Raw genomic sequence first — 20,076 nt, forward strand, 5'->3', positions numbered from 1 at the left:
CAAGGGGTCGTACGGGAAGTCCTCAACCCGCAAAAGAGATGGCGATCGATCACCAGGCGATCCCGGAACGTCGCCCGTGTTAACTTCCGGATCGATCTAGGGAGGGTCATGACCGTCGACGAGTACGGCACCGTGCGGGCCCACGCGCTGCGGCAGTGCCTCGCCGCCGGGGCCACCGTCGAGGAGGCCGAGGACTGCGTGCACGAGGCACTGGTCGAACTGCTCGAGGTGGACGACCCGGCGTCCGTGCGCACCCCCGCCGGCTGGGTCGCGACGGTGTCCCGGCGGCGGCTGATCGACCAGCTCCGGCGGCGGTCCCGGGAACGTGTCGCCGGGCAACGGGAGCCGTCGGCCATCGCCCCGGCCGATCCCGCCGAGCTCGTGGCCGACCGCGACCTCGCACGCTGGCTGGTCCAGTCCATGACCGAGCTGCCGGTCACCACGCAGGAGGTCTGCGCGGCCATCGGCGACGGAAAGTCGGCGACCGAGGTCGCGTCGGAGCTCGGGCTCAGCGCCCGGGCCGTCGAGTCGCACCTCACCCGAGCCCGCCGCCGGCTGCGCAAGCTGCGCATCGCCATCGTGCTGCCGGTCGGTGTGTGCTGCGCGCGGGCCCTGCAACGGTTCGCCGCGCCGCTCGCCTGCGCCGCCGTTGCCGCACCGGTCGCCGCTGTGATGCTCATGCCGACGTCCCCGGTGCCGCAGCCGTCCCCGCCGCGTGCCGAAGCGCCGGTCGCGATGACCACCGCCCCCACCACGACGCCGCCACCCGCCGTCCCGTCGACAACAACTGTTGTCACAACGGTCCCTACGACAACAACCACCGACTCGGCCCCAACACCGGCCGCCCCGCCGCCGGTCACGACCACGACGTCCCACCTCGTTGAACAGGCCCGTGCAGTGGTGCCGAACGTGGACAACGTGGTCAAGGACGTCCTGAGCAAGCTGCCGAAGACGCTGCCGCCGCTGCCCGACCTGCCGCTCAAGCTTCCCCTGGGCAACTGATCTAGGGTGCGGGCATGGTGAACCTACGGGAGCAGATCCTCGCCGAACTGGGTGTCAAGCCGACCGTCGAGCCCAAGGTCGAGATCCGGCAGCGGGTCGACTTCCTCAAGGACTACTTGCGTTCCACCCCGGCCAAGGGGTTCGTGTTGGGTATCAGCGGCGGCCAGGACAGCACGCTGACCGGCAAGCTGTGCCAGCTGGCGGCCGAGGAGCTGCGGGCCGAGGGCCACGAGGCGACCTTCGTGGCGGTGCGGCTGCCGTACGGGGTGCAGGCCGACGAGGAGGACGCGCAGATCGCGCTGCGTTTCATCCAGCCGGACAGGTCGATCGCCGTGAACGTGAAGCCGAGCGCCGACGCCGTCGCCGCCGAGTCCGCACAGGGCCTGCGTGAGCTGCTGGGCGACGAGCCGAAGCTGCGGGACTTCGTGCGCGGCAACATCAAGGCCCGTGAGCGGATGGTCATCCAGTACTCCATCGCCGGGCAGCTGAACCTGCTGGTCGTGGGCACGGACCACGCGGCAGAGGCGGTCACCGGGTTCTTCACCAAGTACGGCGACGGTGGCGTCGACGTCACGCCGCTGACCGGGCTGACCAAGCGCCAGGGCGCGGCCCTGCTGCAGGAGCTGGGCGCGCCGCCGAGCGTGTGGCAGAAGGTGCCGACCGCCGACCTGGAGGACGAGCGGCCGGCGCTGCCGGACGAGGTCGCACTGGGCCTGAAGTACGCCGAGATCGACGACTACCTGGAGAACACGGACGTCGCGCCCGAGGTCGCCGCCCGGGTGGAGTCGGTTTTTATCGCTACGCGACACAAGCGTTCAGTGCCGGTCACCCCTTTCGACAACTGGTGGCAGCAGAGCTAGACCCCTGCCGCGGCGGCGTGCCAGGGTTGATCACGTGCGCCGTCATGAGCATCCCTTCGTGCCCTACCGCCCCGCCCGGCCGTCGAACGACGACGCGCTGCGGCGGGGCGAGGACTTCTACCGTCGGCTGGACGAACGCCGCTCAGTGCGTTGGTTCTCGTCCGATCCCGTGCCACAGCAGGCAATTGAGCTTGCGGTGCGTGCGGCCAACACCGCGCCGAGCGGCGCTCACTTCCAGCCGTGGACGTTCGTCGCGACCGACGACCCCTCGTTGAAGCGCCAGGTCCGGGTCGCGGCCGAGGACGAGGAACGCCGCTTCTACCGTGAGCGTGACGCCCCGGAGTGGCATGCCGCGCTGGCCCGGCTGGAGACCGACGAGCACAAGGAGTTCTTGGAGAGCGCTCCCTGGCTGGTCGTGGCCTTCGCGCAGAAGAGCACGCCGCGGCCGGACGGCTCGCTGCGCAAGAACTACTACGTGAACGAGAGCGTCGGGATCGCCTGCGGGCTGTTCATCGCCGCCCTGCACGAGATGGGTCTGGCCACCCTCACCCACACGCCGAATCCCATGGCATTCCTGGCCGAGCTGTTCGGCCGGCCGGCCACCGAACGGCCGTACATCCTGTTCCCGGTCGGCTATCCGGCCGACGACTGCGAGGTGCCCGACCTGCGTCGGAAACCGCTCTCCGAAGCCCTGGTGGTGATCAGCCAGAACTCGGAGAGCGCTCTCCCACGTTAGGCCCGCATCAGCCCCACGATCGCGTCGATCAGCCCGGTTGCGGCGTCGTGCCAGCTGGACCGGGGCGTCGGGCGGTTCTCGGCCAGCGCGCGTTCCCGCTCGGCCGTCATCTGCACGATCAGGTGCCGCGCCATGTCGTCCCGTTCGGCGCGTACCGGCTTGGGCAGGTCGGGCAGGCACCGGTTGATGCCGTCGAGCACGGCCTGGAGGCTGGGCGAGGCGAGCGCCTCGTCGACCATCACGCCGTGCAGGTCGGGATCGGTCATCACCTGGGCCGCGAACCGCGCGTACCAGGTGGGGCTGCCGAGCGCTTCGAGGTGCGCGGTCGACGGCCGGACCAGGCAGGCGACCCAGACCCGCAGGTCGATGGAGTCGACGGCTTCGTCAACCATGACTGCACGCAGCCGTTCCATCTCGGCCATGTGCCTGCGCACGATGGCCCGCACCAGGTCCGCCTTGGTGCCGAAGTGGTAGCCGACGGCGGTGTTGTTGCCCTGCCCCGCGGCTTCGCTGATCTGCCGGTTGGACACAGCGATCACGCCGTACTCGGCGAACAGCCGTTCCGCCGCCGCCAGAATCGCCTCGCGTGTCGCCTGCGCCCGCACCGATCAGCTCCTCACCATCGCACCGGCAGGGCGCTCAGCCCGCCGACCACCAAGCCTTCCACTCGACGGAGATCTTCCGCCGGCACCGCCAGCTCCAGCGAGGGGACCCGGTCCAGCAGCACGTCGAGCACCGTCTGCAACTCGATGCGGGCCAGCGCCTGGCCGAGGCAGGAGTGCGGGCCGGCGCCGAAGGTCAGGTGCGGGTTGGGCGTGCGGGCGAGATCCATCTCGTCGGCCCGGGCGAACGCCGTCTCGTCCCGGTTGGCCGCCGCCATGTCGCACAACACCGTGGTGCCGCTGGGAATCCGCTCCTCGCCGACCTCCACGTCCTCGTCGACGTAGCGGACCATGCCGAAGCCGAGGTTGGCGTCGAAGCGCAGCGCCTCTTCGACGGCCGTGCGGACCAGGGACCGGTCGGCCAGCAGCCGTTCCCAGCGGGTGCGGTCGGCCAGCAGCATGCCGGTCATCTTGGCGATCATGTTGGCCGTCGTCTCGTGCCCCGCCGCGAGCAGGCCCTGCCCGGTCGCGACCAGCACCGCGTCGGACATCGGCTGCCCTTCCGCGTCCGTCGCCCGCACCAGCTCGCTGAGCAGATCGTCCCCCGGCTCACGGCGGCGTTCCGCGACATGCTCGGCCATGTACGCCGCGAACTCGCGCATGGCCGTGTCCGTCTCCTGCTGGGTGTAGCGCGTCAGGTTGAGCATGTTGTCCGACCAGTGCGAGAAGCGGTCGCGGTCGGTCGAGGGGACGCCGAGCAGGTCGCAGATCACCCACACCGGCAGCGGGAAGGCCAGGCCCGACTTCAGGTCCGCCGGCGTGCCCTTTGCTTGCATCTCGTCGATCAGCTGGTGGGCCATCGCCTCGATACCCGGCCGCAGCGCCATGACCCGCTTCGCCGTGAACCACTTGCTGATCATCCGCCGCCAGCGCAGGTGGTCCGGTCCCTGCTGCGGCAGCACCGTCGACATCTCGCTGTTGAACAGCCCGCCCGACTCCGTGTCCGACAGCCGCGCCGCGTCCGGCGCATCCAGCCGCCGGCCGAACCGGTCGTCCGACAGGATCTGCCGCACGTCCGCGTACCGGGTCAGCAGCGTCGCCCCGTCCCCGCTCGGCAGCGTGACATGGGCAACCGGACACCGTTCTCGCAGCTCAGCCCACTCAGCGGGCGGTTCGAGGGCGGCCGGCCGGGGCAGCGGATAGCTCAGATTCTCCACGTTCCCAGTGAAGACCCGAGGTAGATTTAAGTCAAGCGCCTGACTTAAATCGAGGAGGGGTGGGCAGCGGGGGGATGCGCGGGCAAAGCCGGGTGGGGGGTAGGGACGAGTGGCAGAGCCGGTGGACCGGGGGACCCAAGCGGAGCCGGGCGGCCCGGCGCCGGGGCAGAGGGCCGCCAGGTCCGCCCATCTGATCAGCGAACTGGTCGAAGCCGCGGATGACCGGGCGCTCTCGCGGATCATCGGCCGCTACGCCCGGCTGAACCTGTTGCTGTTGGATGAGCTGGGCTACGTCCAGATCGGCGTTTGGCGACCCACGACTTCACCGCACACATCCCGGTAACCGGTACCCAATCCTGCCGGCTACGCACCAGTAAACCGCTCGCCGCAAGCGCGCGAGCTGGGGGATGCTCAGCGGATGGCGATCTGGGAGCACGACGGGCAGATGTTCGAGTACATCTCGACCTACTGCCTTCCGGAGGACGCATGGCACCACGAAGTGACCGGCCTGTCCGCGTCGGCCTACATCTGCCTCGTGATCCCGGACCTCACGCCCGACGGCCCATTCACACCAGCGCCGCCTGACAACGCCACGCTCCGCTTCTTCGACAGCACGATTCCCTGGCCGATCTGGACCAAGTTCATGACCGCTGTTCAGGATTCACGACACTTTGCGGAGGGATAGCGGAGCGGTGGGTGGGTTGCGAGGCTGCGGGCGACGAAAGCAAGAGGGGTCGGCCTGGGTGGCCGACCCCTCCCCTTCACCGCCCTGCGGCTAGCTCGGCCTCAGCGGGATGGCCCAGCGCTGCTGGGGCGTGCCGACGAAGTCGTAGATCTGCAAAGGGTTGCCGTTGGTGAGCACGCCGGACTGGTCGTCGAGGACCCGGCCGGCGTAGGTGTTGACGATGGCGCCGTCGGGGCGGAAAGCCCACTGCTGACTGCCGGAACCGCAAGTGGTGACGCCGATGGGGGTGCCGTTGGCGACGCTGCGGATGTCGATGCAGTTGGCCATGGACTGAAGACGCCCATCGCCCCACGTGGTCCACTGCTCACCGGAAGAGCCGTAGCAGTCCCAAAGCCAGACGGTGGAGTTCGCGGGGTTCTCGCCCTTGATGTCGGCGCACTTGCCGCCGACGCCGACGATTGCCCCGGTCCACAGAGCCTGGGCGCTCATGCGCCACTGCTGCAAAGCGGTGCCGGTGCAGTCCTGGATGGTGAAGACGGCGCCGAGGGTGTCGGACGCGCCGGTCAGGCAACGGCCGGAGTTGGGGTTGAGGACAGTGCCATCGGGCCGGGAAGCCCACTGCTGGCCGGCGTCACCGGGGTTGCACTGCCACAACATCACAGCAGTGCCGGCGGTGGTGGCGGCGTTGTTGACGGTAAGGCACTTGCCCTCGGCGTGGAGGGTACCGTCGCCGGGGGTGATCCAACTCTGGGCCTGGTTGTGGTAACAATCCCAGACCTGCACGGCATTGAGCCGGGGATCGCCGTTCTTGACGTCGAGGCACTTGCCGCCGGGATCGGTCAGCTGATTGTTCTGACCATGCTGATCGGGCGCCCGCCACACCTGGTCGGACCGGCCGGTGCAGTCCTGCAACTGCAACACGGCCTGGTTGCTGGTGGACGCGGGCGTCAAACAGCGCCCGGACCGCGGGTTGACGATGGTGCCGTTGCCACGGATCACCCACACCTGGTTGCTGGCCTGCGGCACACACGGTGCGAGCACTTCTTGTGTACCGGCAGCGGTGCCGTTGTTCAACGCGGTCAAACACTTGCCGGCATTGGTCAGCGCGCCGTCGGCGGTCTGCGCCCACACCTGTGCACTGGTGGGGTTGCAGTCGAACATCTGGATGCCGTTGGTGGTGCCGGTGGAGTCCGGGCTGGCGTTGTACAGATCCAGGCACCGACCATTGGCCCCGACGAACTGCCCGACCCGGATCGGCTGGTCGCGCTTGACCCTGACATCCCGGAAGTGCACGCCGGCCGGGGCATTGGCCAGGCCGATGTACTGACCGTAGAGCCGGCTGCCGTCGGTGCTGTACTGGTTGACCTGGGTGCCGTTGAGCTTCACCGTGACGGTCCGCCAGTCCACCGAGATCTCGTAGGTGTTCCACTGCCCGGCCGCCTTCTGCGCGGCGGCCTTGGCGCTGCCGTCCACGAACGGCAGGATCGAACCGGTCATGGACGTCCCGGAGGCCGACGTGAGTCCGATGTGGACACCTACGCCGGTCTTGAGCGGCGAAGTGGCATCCGTGCCGGGGTCGGCGAAGCCGATCAGCACATCGGCGCCGTCGCCCTCACCGTCCTGCCTGTAGTCCAGCTTGACGGTGTAGCTCTCGCCCATCATGCGCGCGCCGTACCAGGACACGCCCGTGCCGTCCGAGGTGGACAGTGTGCAGCCGTCGTCGGTGAGGCCCTTGGCGCCCAAGGTGCGCCACCCGACCGAATTGGACTCGAGCCGGCCGTCGTAGACCGCGGTGAAACCGGCCTCGTTGAGCGGCCCTGCACAGTCGGTGTTACCGGCATTGAACGCCGGTCCGCCGACGAAGTAGCCGGCCACGTCCAGCGCGACCTGGGCCTGCCCGCGGTCGTTGCGCACGCCGACCTTGCCGCTGGCGCCCAACGGCACGAACGCGGTCGAGGACATCTTCTCCCGCTGCCGCATGGTCTGCGTGGTGTCCTTGAGCGAACCAGCCTCCTGCGGGAACACCGACAGGTCGGTGCCGAGGGTGTCCTCCTCGCCGCTGGCCCGCAGCACCACGCCGGTGGCCGACCGCGGAATCCCGGACAGACCGGCGATCTGGAAGTTGGCCGTCTCGCCCTGGCCGATGGCAGTGGTGCGCTCGCCGGTTCCCGTTGCGGTGTCGGCGATCCGGGTGGCCTCGGGCAGTGCGACGAACGACGCCGCGTTGGCGTCGGGGGTGAACGCGCCGATCACGTCCACGGTCGCCTGCACGACACCGGTGGTGCGCAGCTTGATGGTGCCGTCCGAGGCGATCGGCACGATCGAGGTGTTGGAGTGCTTCTCGTTCGGGTTGACGTTCAGCGAGGTGCCGGCGGAGTCGGTGGCGAACATGCCGAGCGCGGCACCGTTGCTGGCTTCCGAAGCGGTCAGGTTCACCAGCACGGCGGCGGCCGATGTCGGCACGCCGGCGATGCCGCGGACCGGAATCGGGTACGTCTCGTTGGCGGCCAGCGCGGTCTTGCGCGGGCTGCCGTTGAAGCCCCGCGTGTCCAGCACGCGGACCGGCTGCGGCTCGGGCAGGTAGCCGTTGGCGCCGTCGGGGCTGAAGTAGCCGAGCAGGTCGAAGTTGTCGAACACGTTGCCGGGCCCGGCCTTCAGCCGCACCGCCCGGTCGCTGGTGATCGGCGCGACGACCATGGTGGACACGAAGCCGCTGGCCGGGGAGACCCGCACGGTGGTGGCACGACTGGTCGACGTGGCCGGATCGCCGGTGTAGACGTCCATACCGCTGTCCACGTTCGGACCGGCCGACGGATTCGTCCGTACAGCCAGGTTGAACACGACGGCAGTGGCGCCGGCCGGCACGTTCGACGCCAGCGCCACCGTGCCGACCTCGTTCGGCGCGTAGCCGCGGCCCTCGATCGCCACCGGCTTGGCCAGCGGCATGTACTTCGAGTTGTTGGACTTCGGCAGATCGGTCGGCGAGCCGAGCACCAACTGCCCGCTCCCCCACTGGTTGTCGTTGTGCTTGGGGAAGTCCGCGCCTGCAGTGCCGACTTGAGCTGCGACTGGTCGAGGCTGGGCACGGCCGACTTCAGCAGCGCCGCGCCGCCGGCGATGGTGGCCGAGGCGGCCGAGGTGCCGGCGAAGGTGCCGTTGGCCCAGTAGGAGGTGCTGACGTGGTCGTAGCCGGTGATGTCCGGCTTGATCCGGCCGTCGATGGTCGGGCCCTGGCTGCTGTCGGTCTCCAGCTGGCCGGACGTCGGCGTGGTCGCGCCGACCGCCATCGCGTACGGGGAGGTCGCGGGCTCGGTGATGCTGCCGGCGGCGGTGGCGTACTGGATCGGGTTGTCCTTGGCCGGGCCGGACACGAACAGGTCGAGCCGGGTGCTCGGCTGGGCGTTGACGTTCTTGATGTACACCGAGAACGTGTTGGTGCCGCCGGTGTTGTTGGTGAAGGTCACCTCGGCCGTCGGCTCGCCGCCGCCGGGCGTGCTGGCCTGGTTGTTGGCCGCGTACGCCACGACGTTCGGGTCCGTGGGACCGGTCGGCGGCGTGGTGCCCTTGACCACGTAGAGGTCGAACTCCTGGGTGGTCTTGGGCCAGGCGTCCCAGCGCAGGCCGACCGTTGCGGTGCGGCCGTTGGCCAGCGCGAAGCCGTTGTTGGCGCCGGTGCCGCCGTCGTAGGTGACGAAGCCGTTGGCGTTGGTCGTGGCCTGGCCGGAGTAGTGCGTCTTGGCGTTGTCGCCGGCCGCGACCGACCACAGGATGCCGGCCTGGCTGGTGGTGCGCACCACGTCGGCCGGGCTGCCCGGGTCGCCGGTGCCGTCGCCGCGGCCGGAGGTGAACATGCCGATCGCGGCGGTGATCACCTGCACGCCCTGCTGCTGCAACCAGGACGCGGCCGTGCCGAACTCCATGGAGGTGCTGGCACAGGCGATGAACAGTTGGGCGTCGGGGGCCATGGCGTGCACGACCTCCGCGACGGAGGTGCCGTGCTGCACGGTCGCCGGCGGATCAGCCTGGCAGTTGCCGTAGTTCACCGGCATCTGCGCCGGCAGCGTGCCCGCGGCCTGCGCGTCGGCCAGCCCGCCGAGGTCCGGGTCGATGATGCCGACCTTCACGCCGGCGCCCTTGATGCCGGCGTTGATCCACTGGTTGGCGCCGGACGCCGCCAGGCCCTCCGGGTCGATGTCGCCCATCGGCACGATCCGGTCCGGCGGGCGGATGGCGGCGACACCGGGCTGCTTGGCCAGGTCCGCGACCTTGGCCGCGGGCACCTTGGCCTCGACCCGGCCGTTGCGGCCCATGGCGACGGAGCCGCCGACCGCGGCGACCGCCGCGGCGGCCTGCTGACCGTCCACATAGAGCACCAGGTTGCCCGCCTTGTCCTTGGGCACCAAGGTGTTCGGCTTGGCCGCGGTCACCGGTCCGGCAATCGCCGCCGGCTGAGATGGGGCGGCGACGGCCGGCAGTCCCAGACCGCCCACCCCCAACGCCACCCCCACGGCCAACGCGGCCGCGCGTCTGTGTGTCGCCATGTGCTTTCTCGTTTCTCCTTGTGCGCCGGTCACTTGACCACCGCGTCCCGGCAGCCCCGATAGCCGGGAATCGCGTTGGGCGAGTTGTAAATCCTGGTCTCGCAGTCGAAGTTGCGGCCCTGGGCGATGACGTCGAGGTAGTCCGGCACCAACTGGCCGTCCGGGAAGTGCGGTGTCACCCGGTAGTAGATCGGACCCTTGTTGTCCTCGATCTGCTTCCTGACCTGCTTCTCGACTGCGTGGTACATACGGGACGAGTTGGTCTTGTTCTGGTTGAGCGGCACCAGGTTCCGTGCATCATCGGCGCCGTAGAAGCACCAGGCGATCAGGTGCCCGGCCGCCTCAGCGCACGGGTTGTCCCCGTCACGGCCGTCCATCGGGTGATCCTCCTTGGGCCGGTCGCCGGTCTGGACCATCGTCAGGCAGGCCGCCGCGCCGGTGGCCCGGTTGCCGATGCCGTTGCCCTTGTCGTCGGTGACCCGTTGCAGCGGGCCGTACCAGATGGTGTGCGGCAGATCGCCGTTGAGGCAGTCATCCTCGTCGGCCCGGTAGTCGTAGTTGGCGTCGGCCTGCGGCGCGTCGAACACGCTGACCGGGCCGGACTGGGTGGTCTTGTTGTTAGCGTTGGTCAGGCCGGGCCCGGGGTCGACGATGTGGTCGGCCGGCGGGTCGATGCGGTACTGCGGCGGACGCGGCTTGACGGTGTCACCCGGCGGCTGGCGGTGCTCCCGCTTGTGCACGTTGACGAACCACAGCGGCGGGGGCGGCGGCAGCGGGCGGTGCTTGACGACGGGACGACCGCCGCCATGACCACCGGGGCTGCCACGGGTGCCGCCCGGGCCTCCCGGGGTGCCGTGAGTGCCCGGCTTTCCGGGGCCACCACTGGGATAGCCGTCACGCGGGTTGCAGTAGTAGCTGTTCGAGTGGGCGCAACGATCATGTGCCCAGTCGTAGCGGATCTGGTCCGGGCACGCGTAGCCCTGACTGTCGCGCATCGAGTCGCCACAGCCCGAGACCGTCGCCGGCGTGCACTCCGAGGTGCCGGTGAACTGTCGGGCGATCGACTCGAGGGCCGATTCGAAGGCGTCCAGCCAGCTGTCGGGAACGTGGTCGTAGTCCGGCCCGCAGATGAGTGGCGTCCAGTGGTGGCCGTCGGGGTCGGTGCCGTCGAGCGGATCTGTGTCGCCGTAGCCGAACCGGTTGTTGGACGGGGTGTTCCAGCTGTCGCGGCTGGTGAACTGGCCACTGGCCGGGGAGTACCACCGTGCGGCCATGTCGACCTGGCCGGTGCCGGAATCCGTCCAGCTGCCCTGGAAACCGAGCGCCGAGGTGTCGCCGCTGGACGCGGTGACGGTGCCGAACGGGTCGTAGCTGCGCAGCCCGTCGGTGGTGCCACCGATGTACCGTCCGACGACGTCCCCGTGCTGGTTGGTGAACAGGCTCTTGCCGGTGGTCGCCGTGACTGCCTTGTCCGACAACGGAGTTCCGTCCGGCAGCCGGCTGACGACCCGGTTCCCGTCGGTGACGACGTTGTTGCTCAGCCCGTCGTAGCCGAAGGCCGTTCCGTTGCGGGTGGCAACCCGGTCCAGGCTGTCGTACTGGTACTGCATCGCGCCGCTGGCGACCTGCCGGCCGAAGGCGTCGAAGGTGGAGGCGCTGGTGTTTCCGTTGGTGGTGGTGGACTTCAGGGTGCCGCGAGCGGTGTAGGAATAGGTGGTTCCGTTGCCCGACAACAGCTCGTTGCGCTCATCGTAGCCGAAGGTCTGGCCGCCGACGGAGGTGCGGTTGCCGGCGTCGTCCCAACCGTAGAGCGTGGTCTTGTTGGTCGGGTCGGTCCACGAGCTGAGCCGCCCGGCGCCGTCGTAGCCGTAGGAGTTGTTGGCCGACTTGCCGACCGTCAGATCCGACCGGGACTTCAGGTTGTCGTCGAGGTCGTAGCCGTAGGTCTCGCCGAGCCGGGTGACCTGCGTCGAGCCGTCGGGGCTCTGCTGCAACTGGTCGGAGGCCAGCCGGCCGAGCGGGTCGTAGCCGATGACCCGCTGGGTGTTCTGGGCCACGGCCCGGTCGGTGATCGTGTTGAGCTGGCCGCCGCTGTTGTAGCCGTAGTCCATCGTGCGGCCGGTGACCGGGTCGGTGACCCAGGCGAGCCGATCGGCCTTGTCGTAGCCGTACTTGGTGGTGCCGGCAGTGTCCTTTCTGGACTCCATGGTGCCGTCGCCGTAGTACGTGTACGAACCCGAGGTCGCCGGTCCCTGATAGGTCAGGACGTTGCCACGGTCGTCGTAGGTGTAGATGGTGTCGCCGCCGGGACCGCCGACCTTGGTGATCCGGCCGGCCAGGTCGTAGCCGATGGTCCGGTCCGAAGTGGACGCTTCGGCGCCGGCGCCGGTCTGCTTGTACACCCGGCCCTGGGCGTCGAAGCTGCTGATGCGGGTGATGCCGCCGGGCTCGGTCTGGGTGACGGCCTGCTGCGCCGCGTCGTAGATCGTGGTGCGGGTGCGGTCGGCCATGGTCGGCGCGGCGGTGGTGGCCGGGTCGATGGTCGATTCGGGCAGGCCCCAGGTGTTGTAGGTGAACTCGGTGGCGTGCCCGTCGCCGTCCACCACGTGCGCCTTGTTGCCGAGCGCGTCATAGCCGACGGTGGTGGTGATCGAGTGCGTGGCGTCGACCTTGGTCACCTGCTGCGCGACCCGGTTCAGCGAGTCGTAGCCGAAGGTGGTCAGGCGCCCCTCGGCCGAGGTGGTGCTGGCGACGTTGCCGTTGCTGTCGTAACCGGTCGTGCTGACCCGCAGTTCCTTGCCGTTGCTGGACTGCGAGGACCGCACCGCCCGGCCGAGCAGGTCGTAGCCGGTGGTGGTGACCAGCCCGGTCGGGTCGGTCACGGTGGCCGGCCGGCCGGCGATGTCGTAGCTGGTGACCGTGCTCCGGTTGGTCGGGTCGGTGACCTTCTTGGGCATGCCGGCCGCGTCGAACTCCGTCGTGGTGGTGTTGTTCTGCGGAGTCGTGACGGTGGTCGGGTTGCCGGCGTCGTCGTAGCCGGTTGTCGTTGTGTAGTACAGGGTCTGACCCGAGGACCGGTCCACGTCGGTGGCGGTCCGCCGCTGGCCGAGGGTGTCGTACGTGAACTGCTTACGCGCTCCGGACGGGTCCGTTGTGGACAGTAGTTCGCCGGCACGGTCGTAGCTGTTGGTGACGACGCTGGGCGTGTCACCGACCTGCGGCAGCGTCGTGGTCAGCACATTGCCGTACGGGTCATAGGTGTTGACGGTGACCCGCTTCAACGGATCCGTGACCTTCAGCGCGTTGCCGGCATGGTCGTAGTCGGTGTGCGTGGTCGCGGTGATCGGCGTGCTCGAGCCGGGCGGCGTGTAGTTGGGCAGCGTGCCGTCGGTGGCCCGGCCCAGGCCGTCACGGGCGGTCGTGGTGACGTTCCCGGCCGCGTCCTTGGACTGGGTGACCTCGCCGAAAGCGTTGCGGCCCACCGTGGTCACGCCGCGCACGTCCGGAGTGACCTTGCCGGCCTGCCACACGTCGGCGGCCGGCGTGGTGGTCGTGACCAGCTGGCCGGTGCCGTCGTAGCTGTAGAGCGTCGGCAGCTGGCGGCCGTCGTTGACGGTCGTCGGCAGCCCGCGCTCGTCGCGGATCACCGTGGTGGACACCAGGGTGTTGGCGTCGAGCCGGTCGTCCGAGCGCACGACCTGGTTGCCGGCGTCGTAGCCGAACTGGGTGAACTCGGTACGGGTCGGGTCGGCGGCCCCGGTGCGGGACACCGTCAGCTGGTTGCCGTCGAGGTCACGGGTGTAGCTGGTGGTGCGCTTGAGGCCGGCCGGGTCGAGCGTGGTCGACGCGATGTTGCCGGCCGGGTCGAAGGTGCTGGTGGTGGTGACGCCGCCGGCGGTCACGTCCTGGTTGAGGTTGCCGGCCGGGTCGTAGGACCGCTGCTCCAGCACCAGGTCCCGACTGCCGTCGTAGTTCTTGGCCGTCACGGTGGCGAGCAGGTTGTCGCCCCAGTAGCCGTAGGTTGTGGTGCGGCCCATGGCATCCGTGCTGACCGTGAGCCGACCGCCCGAGTCGTAGGCCTTGGTCGCCACGGTCAGCGAGGTGGCGTTCGGGTCCTGCGGGTCGACGCCGGCGCCACTGACCACAGTGGTCAGTTCGTGCCCGAGCTCGTCGGAGATCGTGGTCCAGTCGAAGCCCCGCACGTCCGTGGTGGTGACGCTGAGGTTGTCCGACGAGAACTTGACCTTCTCGATGCCGCCGTCCGACAGGGTTTTCTGCTGCACCCGGTCGTGAGCGTCATAGACGTAGCTGGTGATGCGCGGCGCGTCGCCGCCCTGGCTCACCGGCAGCGTGTCGCCGAGGGTGATCGACGTGACGTTGCCGTCGCCGTCGTAGCCGTAGGTGGTGATCGGCGTGTGGGTGATACCGGTGATCAGGTTCTTCACCGGTTGGCCGGTGGCCGTGGCGATCTGCGACCGGCCGTCGTAGGTGTAGGTGGTGGAAGCGAAGACCGCGCCGCCGTCGTTGAGCGTGGTGGTCTTGGTGGTGCGGCCGATGTCGTCTGTGGTGCGTGTGGTGTGCAGCTTGGTCGGCGAGATCGTCTCGGCCAGATCACCGTTGTGGTTGTAACGGTTGGTGGTCAGCTCACCGCGCGGTCCGGTGGTCGTCAGCAGTAGGCCCGCGGGCACGGTCTGGTTGTCGGCGGCCGGTTGCGTGCCGTCGGAGTAGAAGTTGACCGTGGTCGGGTGTGTGGTCTGGCCGACCGGGATCGGCTCGATGATGGTCTTCAGGCGACCGGCGGTGTCGTAGTCGAAGGTGGTGCGGTAGGTCGTGTCGGTCGGGCCGGATGACCGCGCGTCCGACTTGCTGGCGACCTTGTTCCCCCTGGGGTCCAACGGGTTCGCCGGCGCGATGTAGGTGAAGTAGGACGTGTTGCAGGAGTTCGCCGCCCGGCAGCTCTTGCGGCTGAGCACGTTGCCGCGCTCGTCGGTGGTCTGCTCGACGCGGATGTTGTTCTCGTCGACGGTCGCCGACAGGAAGCCGGCGGTGTTGTACTCCCGGCTGGTGTTGTGGCCGTTGTGCGAGGTGGTCATCAGGCGGCCGCCGTTGACCACGTCGTAGGTGTAGGTCCAGTCGCCGTAGCCCTGCGGCCCGTGCAGCGTGGCCGTGCGGGTCACGTTGCCCCAGTACGGATTGCCGTTCTGGTCCTTGAGCTGGGCCGAGGTGATCTTCGACGGGTCGATCGTCCACTTCAGACCATCATGGTCGACCAAAGTGGACACTCGGTCGTTGATGTCGTCGTAGGCGATCGTGGCATAGACCCGGGTGCTGTCCTGCGGCAACGTGACCGACTTCAGCTCGATGCCGGCCTGCGCGGCCCGGTAGTGGTCGGCGGCGGCCAGCGCGCCCAGCGAGTGCTGGTAGAACGCGGCCTCGTCGATGTCGCCCTGGAAATAGAAGTTGCCGTTGTTGGTGGCCGGCCAGCCCTGGCCGCGGCCGGCGCCCAGCACGGCGGTGGTCTGCGCCTTGGCGTCGATCAGGCCGGTGATCGGCGAGCCCGCCTGCTGACCGTCCAGGTACAGGTTCTGGGTGTTGATCGCCGTGGACAGGACGGCGTGGTGCCAGTTGCCGTCGTTGACCTGCTGGGTCGTCACGACCTGCCGGGCGCCGCCCGCGTCACGCATCGGGAAGCCGCCGTACAGGAAGCCGTCGGTGCCGACGTAGAGCACCGGGGTTGCCTGGGTCGGCGTGCCGGCCGGAAAAGCCTGGTTCTGCAACGACATCAGCGTGCCGCTGCCGGTGGTCTTGAACCACAGCTCGGCGGCCATGGACATGCTGGTGGTGGCCAACTTGTCCGGCAGCGTGACGTACGAGCTGGCGCCGTCGAAGGTCGCCGCGGTGTCGCCGGTGCCGCCGATCGCGCCCTGCGACCCGACGATCACGCCGTGGCCGGCGGCGCTTTCGCCGCCCTGGTGCCAGGTCACCGCGCTGCCGAAGGTCGCGTTGTTCTGCTCGTCCAGTCGCCAGTAGGCGGCGGGGTTGTCGTCGGCCACCGAGCTCCGGTAGTGCGAACCCGGTTGGTACGTATAGGTTGTGCAGTTCGGGGCCGCGCCCGGCGCGCACACGGTGTTCAGCTGGTCACCGGTGTAGTTGTACTTCCACACCAGCGGTGTGCCGCCAATGCTCGGGGCCTGCGTGGCGACCGAGGTGACGTGGCTGCCGGTCCAGGTCAGCGTCAGCGTGCGGCCGCTGGTGCTGTTGGTGATCGTGCTGACGTGGTCGTTTCCGTCGTACGTCAGGGTTTCCTGGAGCCCGGCCGGGTCGATGATCGCCACCAGGTGCTGGGCGGCGTCGAACTGCCACTGCGTGCCGGTGGAGTCCTTCAGGGTGTGGTAGGCCAGGCCGCCGCCGGTGTTGTGCACCAGCAGCGTGGACTCGCCGGCCGGCGAGCCGTAGCTGCCGTCCGGGTTCAGGCCGAAGCGCAGCTGACGGCCGGTCGGGTAGGTAAGCACCAGGTTGCCGGAGCCGTCGTTGTCCTTGGCCAGCTTCATGTCCACTCTGGACGCCCAGCCGATGCCGAAGGCGCTGTCCCGACGGGGATCGAGGCTGTTGTAGGTGCGGCCGACGGTCAGGTCCGGGCCGACCGTGTCCACCGAGGCGTCGGTGTTCTCCAGCGTGTAGTTGCCGACCTGCGGGTCGAGGCCGGTGGCCTGGGCCGCATCGGGCACGCCGGCCAGGTGTGAGGTGATCTCCGGCTGCGGCACCTGCGGCGTCAGCTGCAACACCGTCCAGTTGGGACTGCCGTCAACGGTGTCGTTGGACTTCACGCCCCAGTAGTAGTTCTTCGTCCAGTACAGCGTGCCGGCCGGCGGCGTCCAGGTCTGCGCGCCCCACGGGGACTCCACGCAGTTCAGGGTCAGGGCCGCGTCGGTGCAGAGCCGGAACTTGTAGGTCAGGCCCTTGTTCGGCCAGTTGTCCGGGTCGATGCCCTCGGCGTACAGCGTCGGTGTCAGCGTCTGCACGGTGGCCGGGGTCGCCGGCTGCTCGTAGTTGACCGTGGGCTTCACGTTGGTCACGTCCAGGTCGAAAACCCCGTACGGAACCTGGTAGGCGACGAAGAAGTCCTGTTTGGACGGTGTCCACATGGTCAGGAAGACCTGGTAGCGCCCGGGTGGCAGGGCGTACAGCGGGATCGTCATGGTCACCGACTGGCCCGGCGCCACGTCGTTCGGCACGGCCGTGCCGTTGGAGACGTAGTTGCCCGGCTGGATGATGTAGCCGAAGTGCCAGCCGTTGCTCGGCGTCCACGTGGTCGAGCCGCGGTTGGTGATCTTGGCGGTGACACTGCCGGTCTGGTTGGCCGTCGGCTGCAACACATCCGTGGCCTGGAAGGCCGCGCCCTCGTCGGAGTACAGCACGTCCAGGAACGGCCGGTTGTCCGCGACCGCCGCGTTGGCCGAGGCGAAGCGCATGCCGTTGCGGTCGGACTCGTCGGCCGCGCGCAGGCTGATCCCGTTGCCCATCGCCGCGCCGTGCGTCCAGTCGGTCAGCACGTCCGCGTCGAACGGGAGTTTCTCCGCCGCCGGGCTGCTGCAGCCGGAGCCACCGTGAGCGAAGGTGCCCGACGCCAGCTGGCGGCCGACCTGCGCGCCGGGCCAGCGCTGACCGCTGTTCCAGCCGGCCGTCGCTTCGTACACGTTGACCGTGCGGGGCGAGCAGGTCGTGGTCCCGACGGCCCACAGGTTGAGCGTGCCGCCGAGGATGTACTTGTTACCCAGGTTGCCCAGCGAGAAGTGCAGGTAGGAGCGGGCAAGCGCGCCGTCGACGTAGCCGGTCTCCAGGATCTCGCTAGTGGAGTCGACGGCCCCGTTGGACTTCACGTACATGTCGTCGGCGGCGTTGTACTGGCCGGCCGACGGGTCGATGTCGACCGGGAAGGCCCGGTTCGGGTCGTGCAGCCAGTTCGCGTCCAGGTTCACGCCGAGCGTCCAGGCGTTGCCCGCCTGGGCCAGGGTGTAGTGGACCGTGCCGGAGGCGTTGGTGGCGTCCTTGGCCGTGCCGGCCGGGATGACGCCGATGACCTTCGTGCCGTCACGCAGTTCCACCGCGCCGTCGGCCGTGAGCTGCGGCGTCAGGTTGGTCAGCGCGAGGGTGTAGCTGTAGGAGGCGGGGGCCTGCGCGGTCGTCAGCAGCAGGTCTTCCTTCACGCCCGTGGTCGTGGCCTGGAGCTTGAGGTCGACGCCCGGCAGTGCCGCCGGGTAAGTAACGGTTGAACCGTTAGTTTTCGCCGGGACGTTGGCCGCGTTGGCGAGGCCGTAGGCCAGGCTGTGCCTGTCGTCGAAGGCCAGTTGGACGAGCTCGGCGTCGTCGGCCTTCGTGGCCACGCTGAGCGTCTGGGCGGTGGCCTTCGGCTTGAGCCGGTCACCGGCCGGCACCAGCGTCGGGTCGATGTGCTGCCAGCTGCCGTCCGGCATTTTCACGTTGGCCGGCTGGTCGTAGACCCGGAGGGTGTGCGTGCCGTTCGGGTTGTCGAACGTTTCCGTGGTCGCCGTGCGATCCTGGGGCCTTTCGACCGCCTTCGGATCGATTGTCGGCGCGTTCGAATGCTGCGAGACCTTCGGCGTGACGTGCTGTCTCTGCGATTCGTTTGAGGTCGCCGGCAACGACGCCAGTTTGTCCGGCACCGCGCCCGGCGGTCTTTCGGTGTTTCTGTCGGGCGCCTTGAGTGCCGCGTTGGTCGCCTGCCCCGGCTTTCCGCCCTGCTGCTCGGGCGCGGTCAGCGACGCCCCCGACGGCAGCCGGCCGTCCGCCGTCAGCCAGGAGAAGTCCACCACCTGCGTGCACAGCGGCAGCGTCACCACTGCCGCCAAGGCCAGCGCGATCCCCACCAGGAGTGCACGGCGCGACGACACCCGAGCCACGGCTCCGCCCCCTCACAGCCCTCGGTCGGCCGTTGTTCGGCCGCCCGTTCCACCCCGGGTGTCTACGGGTGTTCGGGCTGTTCAGAGTCGGTGGTGCGGCGCTGGACAACTAAATCTGAACAAAGCGCTGCCCCGTTCGGATCAGCCGGCACCGGGGCAGAATGGGCGTCGTGCTGGTCACCTCGCGCTCGGCGGCCGAATACCGGGCCATGTTCTCGCTGTCACCCGGCCAGTCTTTCCTCGACTGCTGCGCCGGCGGCGCGAGCTTCTGCGCCGAGACGCCCAACGTTGTCGCCGTCGATCCCGCCTACGTGTTGGGCTACGGGGAACTGTCCCGTCTCGTGCGCACCGGGTTGATCGACGGTGACCGCATTATCGCGGAAAACGTGGACCATTTCGAATGGTCCTGGTACGGCGACGTCGATTCTCGCGCGGCCATGCGTATCGACGCCGCCGACCGGTTCCTGGCCGATCTCCGCACGCGTCCTTCTCGCTACATTGCCGCCGCCCTGCCCGATCTGCCGTTCGCCGATGATTCCTTCGACGTCGCCCTGTGTTCCCATCTGCTGTTCACGTGGGCCGAACGCTTCGACGAGAACTGGCACCGTCGGGCGCTCACCGAGCTGGTCCGGGTCGCCCGGGCCGAGGTCCGCGTCTTCCCGCTCGTCCTCCAGGGCACCGGCGCGCCGGTGCCCTTCCTCTCCCGCCTGCGTTCCGCGCTCCCGCCGTCCGAGCTCCGCGACGTCCCCTATCGGTTCCAACGCGGTGCCCACCAGATGCTGGTCATCGACGCCAGAAACGCTCCAACACGGTGTTGAACGGCTCCCCCACGTCCGGCACCAGGTGCGCCATCCCCTTGCACTGCACCCGTTCCGCCCCGGTCCCCTTGGCGATCGCGTCGCAGATCGCCTCGTATTCCTCCATGTGGCCGCCGCTCACCGCCAGCATCGGGAAATCCGCCTCCCGCAAGGCATCCAGCCGCGGCCGGGCCTCGTCCGGCGGCCTGGCACCGCGCAGCCGCTCTGCCCCCTGGAGCAACGTCGGGTGCACCGGATCGGTGAGCTCCACCGGCGCTCCGGCCAGGGGCAGGAACTTCCGCAGCATCTGCTCCGCCGGCTCCGTCGACGCGCACAACGCCCTGAGCTCCGCCGCCCACGCATCCACCACGGGATTGCCCAACGCCAGCCAGGTGGCCGGCGGCTCGACAACCGTCAACGACAGCACGGCATCGGGGCGCAGCAACGCGGCGTCCATCGCCACCAGCCCGCCGTACGAGTAGCCGACGAGATGCACCGGCCGGTCCAGCACCTCGTCCGCCACCAACGCCGCCTCGGCCTCGAAGTCCTGCCGGCCAACCGCCGGCGAACGGCCGTGCCCGGGACGGTCGACGGCGTGCAGCGTCCAGCGCTCGGTCAACGGCCGCTGACCCCGCCAGGCCTCACGCCCACCGAGCACGGCCCCGTGCACAAGCACGACATCGGGCCCCTGGCCCCACTGATGAACGAACATGAG

At 69.2% G+C, this 20,076-nt stretch carries 12 protein-coding genes; 6 read left to right on the top strand and 6 right to left on the bottom strand.

Features of this window, described 5'->3' with window-relative positions:
* The first annotated feature begins 108 nt into the window (after window positions 1-108).
* From M3Q35_RS16090 to M3Q35_RS16100, 3 genes are read left to right on the top strand one after another with little or no spacing between them, the layout of a single operon-like run.
* Entirely contained in the window at window positions 109-1,002 is an 894-nt protein-coding gene (locus M3Q35_RS16090; RefSeq protein WP_273942598.1) for an RNA polymerase sigma factor, read from the top strand.
* Window positions 1,003-1,016: 14 nt separating this feature from the next.
* On the top strand, window positions 1,017-1,862 hold the full coding sequence (gene nadE / locus M3Q35_RS16095; RefSeq protein ID WP_273942599.1) for an ammonia-dependent NAD(+) synthetase: 846 nt from the start codon (window positions 1,017-1,019) through the stop codon (window positions 1,860-1,862).
* A gap of 34 nt (window positions 1,863-1,896) precedes the next feature.
* Window positions 1,897-2,598: a nitroreductase family protein gene (locus M3Q35_RS16100; protein WP_273942600.1), complete on the top strand. Its 702-nt coding sequence runs from the start codon at window positions 1,897-1,899 to the stop codon at window positions 2,596-2,598.
* Here M3Q35_RS16100 and M3Q35_RS16105 read toward each other — a convergent pair.
* The gene (locus M3Q35_RS16105; RefSeq protein ID WP_273942601.1) at window positions 2,595-3,203 is read right to left on the bottom strand and encodes a TetR/AcrR family transcriptional regulator; all 609 of its coding nucleotides are present in this window, start codon (window positions 3,201-3,203) and stop codon (window positions 2,595-2,597) included. The genes M3Q35_RS16100 and M3Q35_RS16105 overlap by 4 nt on opposite strands.
* An 11-nt stretch (window positions 3,204-3,214) precedes the next feature.
* Window positions 3,215-4,417, bottom strand: coding sequence for a cytochrome P450 (locus M3Q35_RS16110; RefSeq protein ID WP_273942602.1), 1,203 nt, complete (start codon window positions 4,415-4,417; stop codon window positions 3,215-3,217).
* 109 nt (window positions 4,418-4,526) lie between these two features.
* Between M3Q35_RS16110 and M3Q35_RS16115 the strand changes: the two genes are divergently transcribed.
* Complete coding sequence (locus tag M3Q35_RS16115; RefSeq protein WP_273942603.1) at window positions 4,527-4,760, top strand: hypothetical protein; 234 nt, start codon at window positions 4,527-4,529, stop codon at window positions 4,758-4,760.
* 75 nt (window positions 4,761-4,835) lie between these two features.
* Window positions 4,836-5,102: a hypothetical protein gene (locus M3Q35_RS16120; protein ID WP_273942604.1), complete on the top strand. Its 267-nt coding sequence runs from the start codon at window positions 4,836-4,838 to the stop codon at window positions 5,100-5,102.
* Between the two features lie 90 nt (window positions 5,103-5,192).
* Here the strand turns inward: M3Q35_RS16120 and M3Q35_RS16125 are convergent, their stop codons facing one another.
* The 3 genes from M3Q35_RS16125 to M3Q35_RS16135 are packed head-to-tail and all read right to left on the bottom strand — an operon-like array spanning window position 5,193 to window position 18,531.
* Complete coding sequence (locus M3Q35_RS16125; protein WP_337960634.1) at window positions 5,193-7,799, bottom strand: ricin-type beta-trefoil lectin domain protein; 2,607 nt, start codon at window positions 7,797-7,799, stop codon at window positions 5,193-5,195.
* Complete coding sequence (locus M3Q35_RS16130) at window positions 7,757-9,643, bottom strand: S8 family serine peptidase (protein WP_273942605.1); 1,887 nt, start codon at window positions 9,641-9,643, stop codon at window positions 7,757-7,759. The genes M3Q35_RS16125 and M3Q35_RS16130 overlap by 43 nt, the downstream gene beginning before the upstream one ends.
* A 29-nt stretch (window positions 9,644-9,672) precedes the next feature.
* A complete protein-coding gene (locus tag M3Q35_RS16135) occupies window positions 9,673-18,531 on the bottom strand; it encodes a DNA/RNA non-specific endonuclease (RefSeq protein WP_273942607.1) in 8,859 nt (2,952 codons plus the stop codon).
* Window positions 18,532-18,734: 203 nt separating this feature from the next.
* Between M3Q35_RS16135 and M3Q35_RS16140 the strand changes: the two genes are divergently transcribed.
* The gene (locus M3Q35_RS16140) at window positions 18,735-19,382 is read left to right on the top strand and encodes a methyltransferase domain-containing protein (protein ID WP_273942608.1); all 648 of its coding nucleotides are present in this window, start codon (window positions 18,735-18,737) and stop codon (window positions 19,380-19,382) included.
* On the opposite strand, the gene M3Q35_RS16145 is transcribed toward M3Q35_RS16140, so the two are convergent.
* The gene (locus M3Q35_RS16145) at window positions 19,348-20,073 is read right to left on the bottom strand and encodes an alpha/beta fold hydrolase (protein ID WP_273942609.1); all 726 of its coding nucleotides are present in this window, start codon (window positions 20,071-20,073) and stop codon (window positions 19,348-19,350) included. The two genes, M3Q35_RS16140 and M3Q35_RS16145, sit on opposite strands and share 35 nt — an antisense overlap.
* Window positions 20,074-20,076: the final 3 nt, after the last annotated feature.

This window comes from Kutzneria chonburiensis, assembly GCF_028622115.1.
In the GTDB taxonomy this organism is placed as follows: domain Bacteria; phylum Actinomycetota; class Actinomycetes; order Mycobacteriales; family Pseudonocardiaceae; genus Kutzneria; species Kutzneria chonburiensis.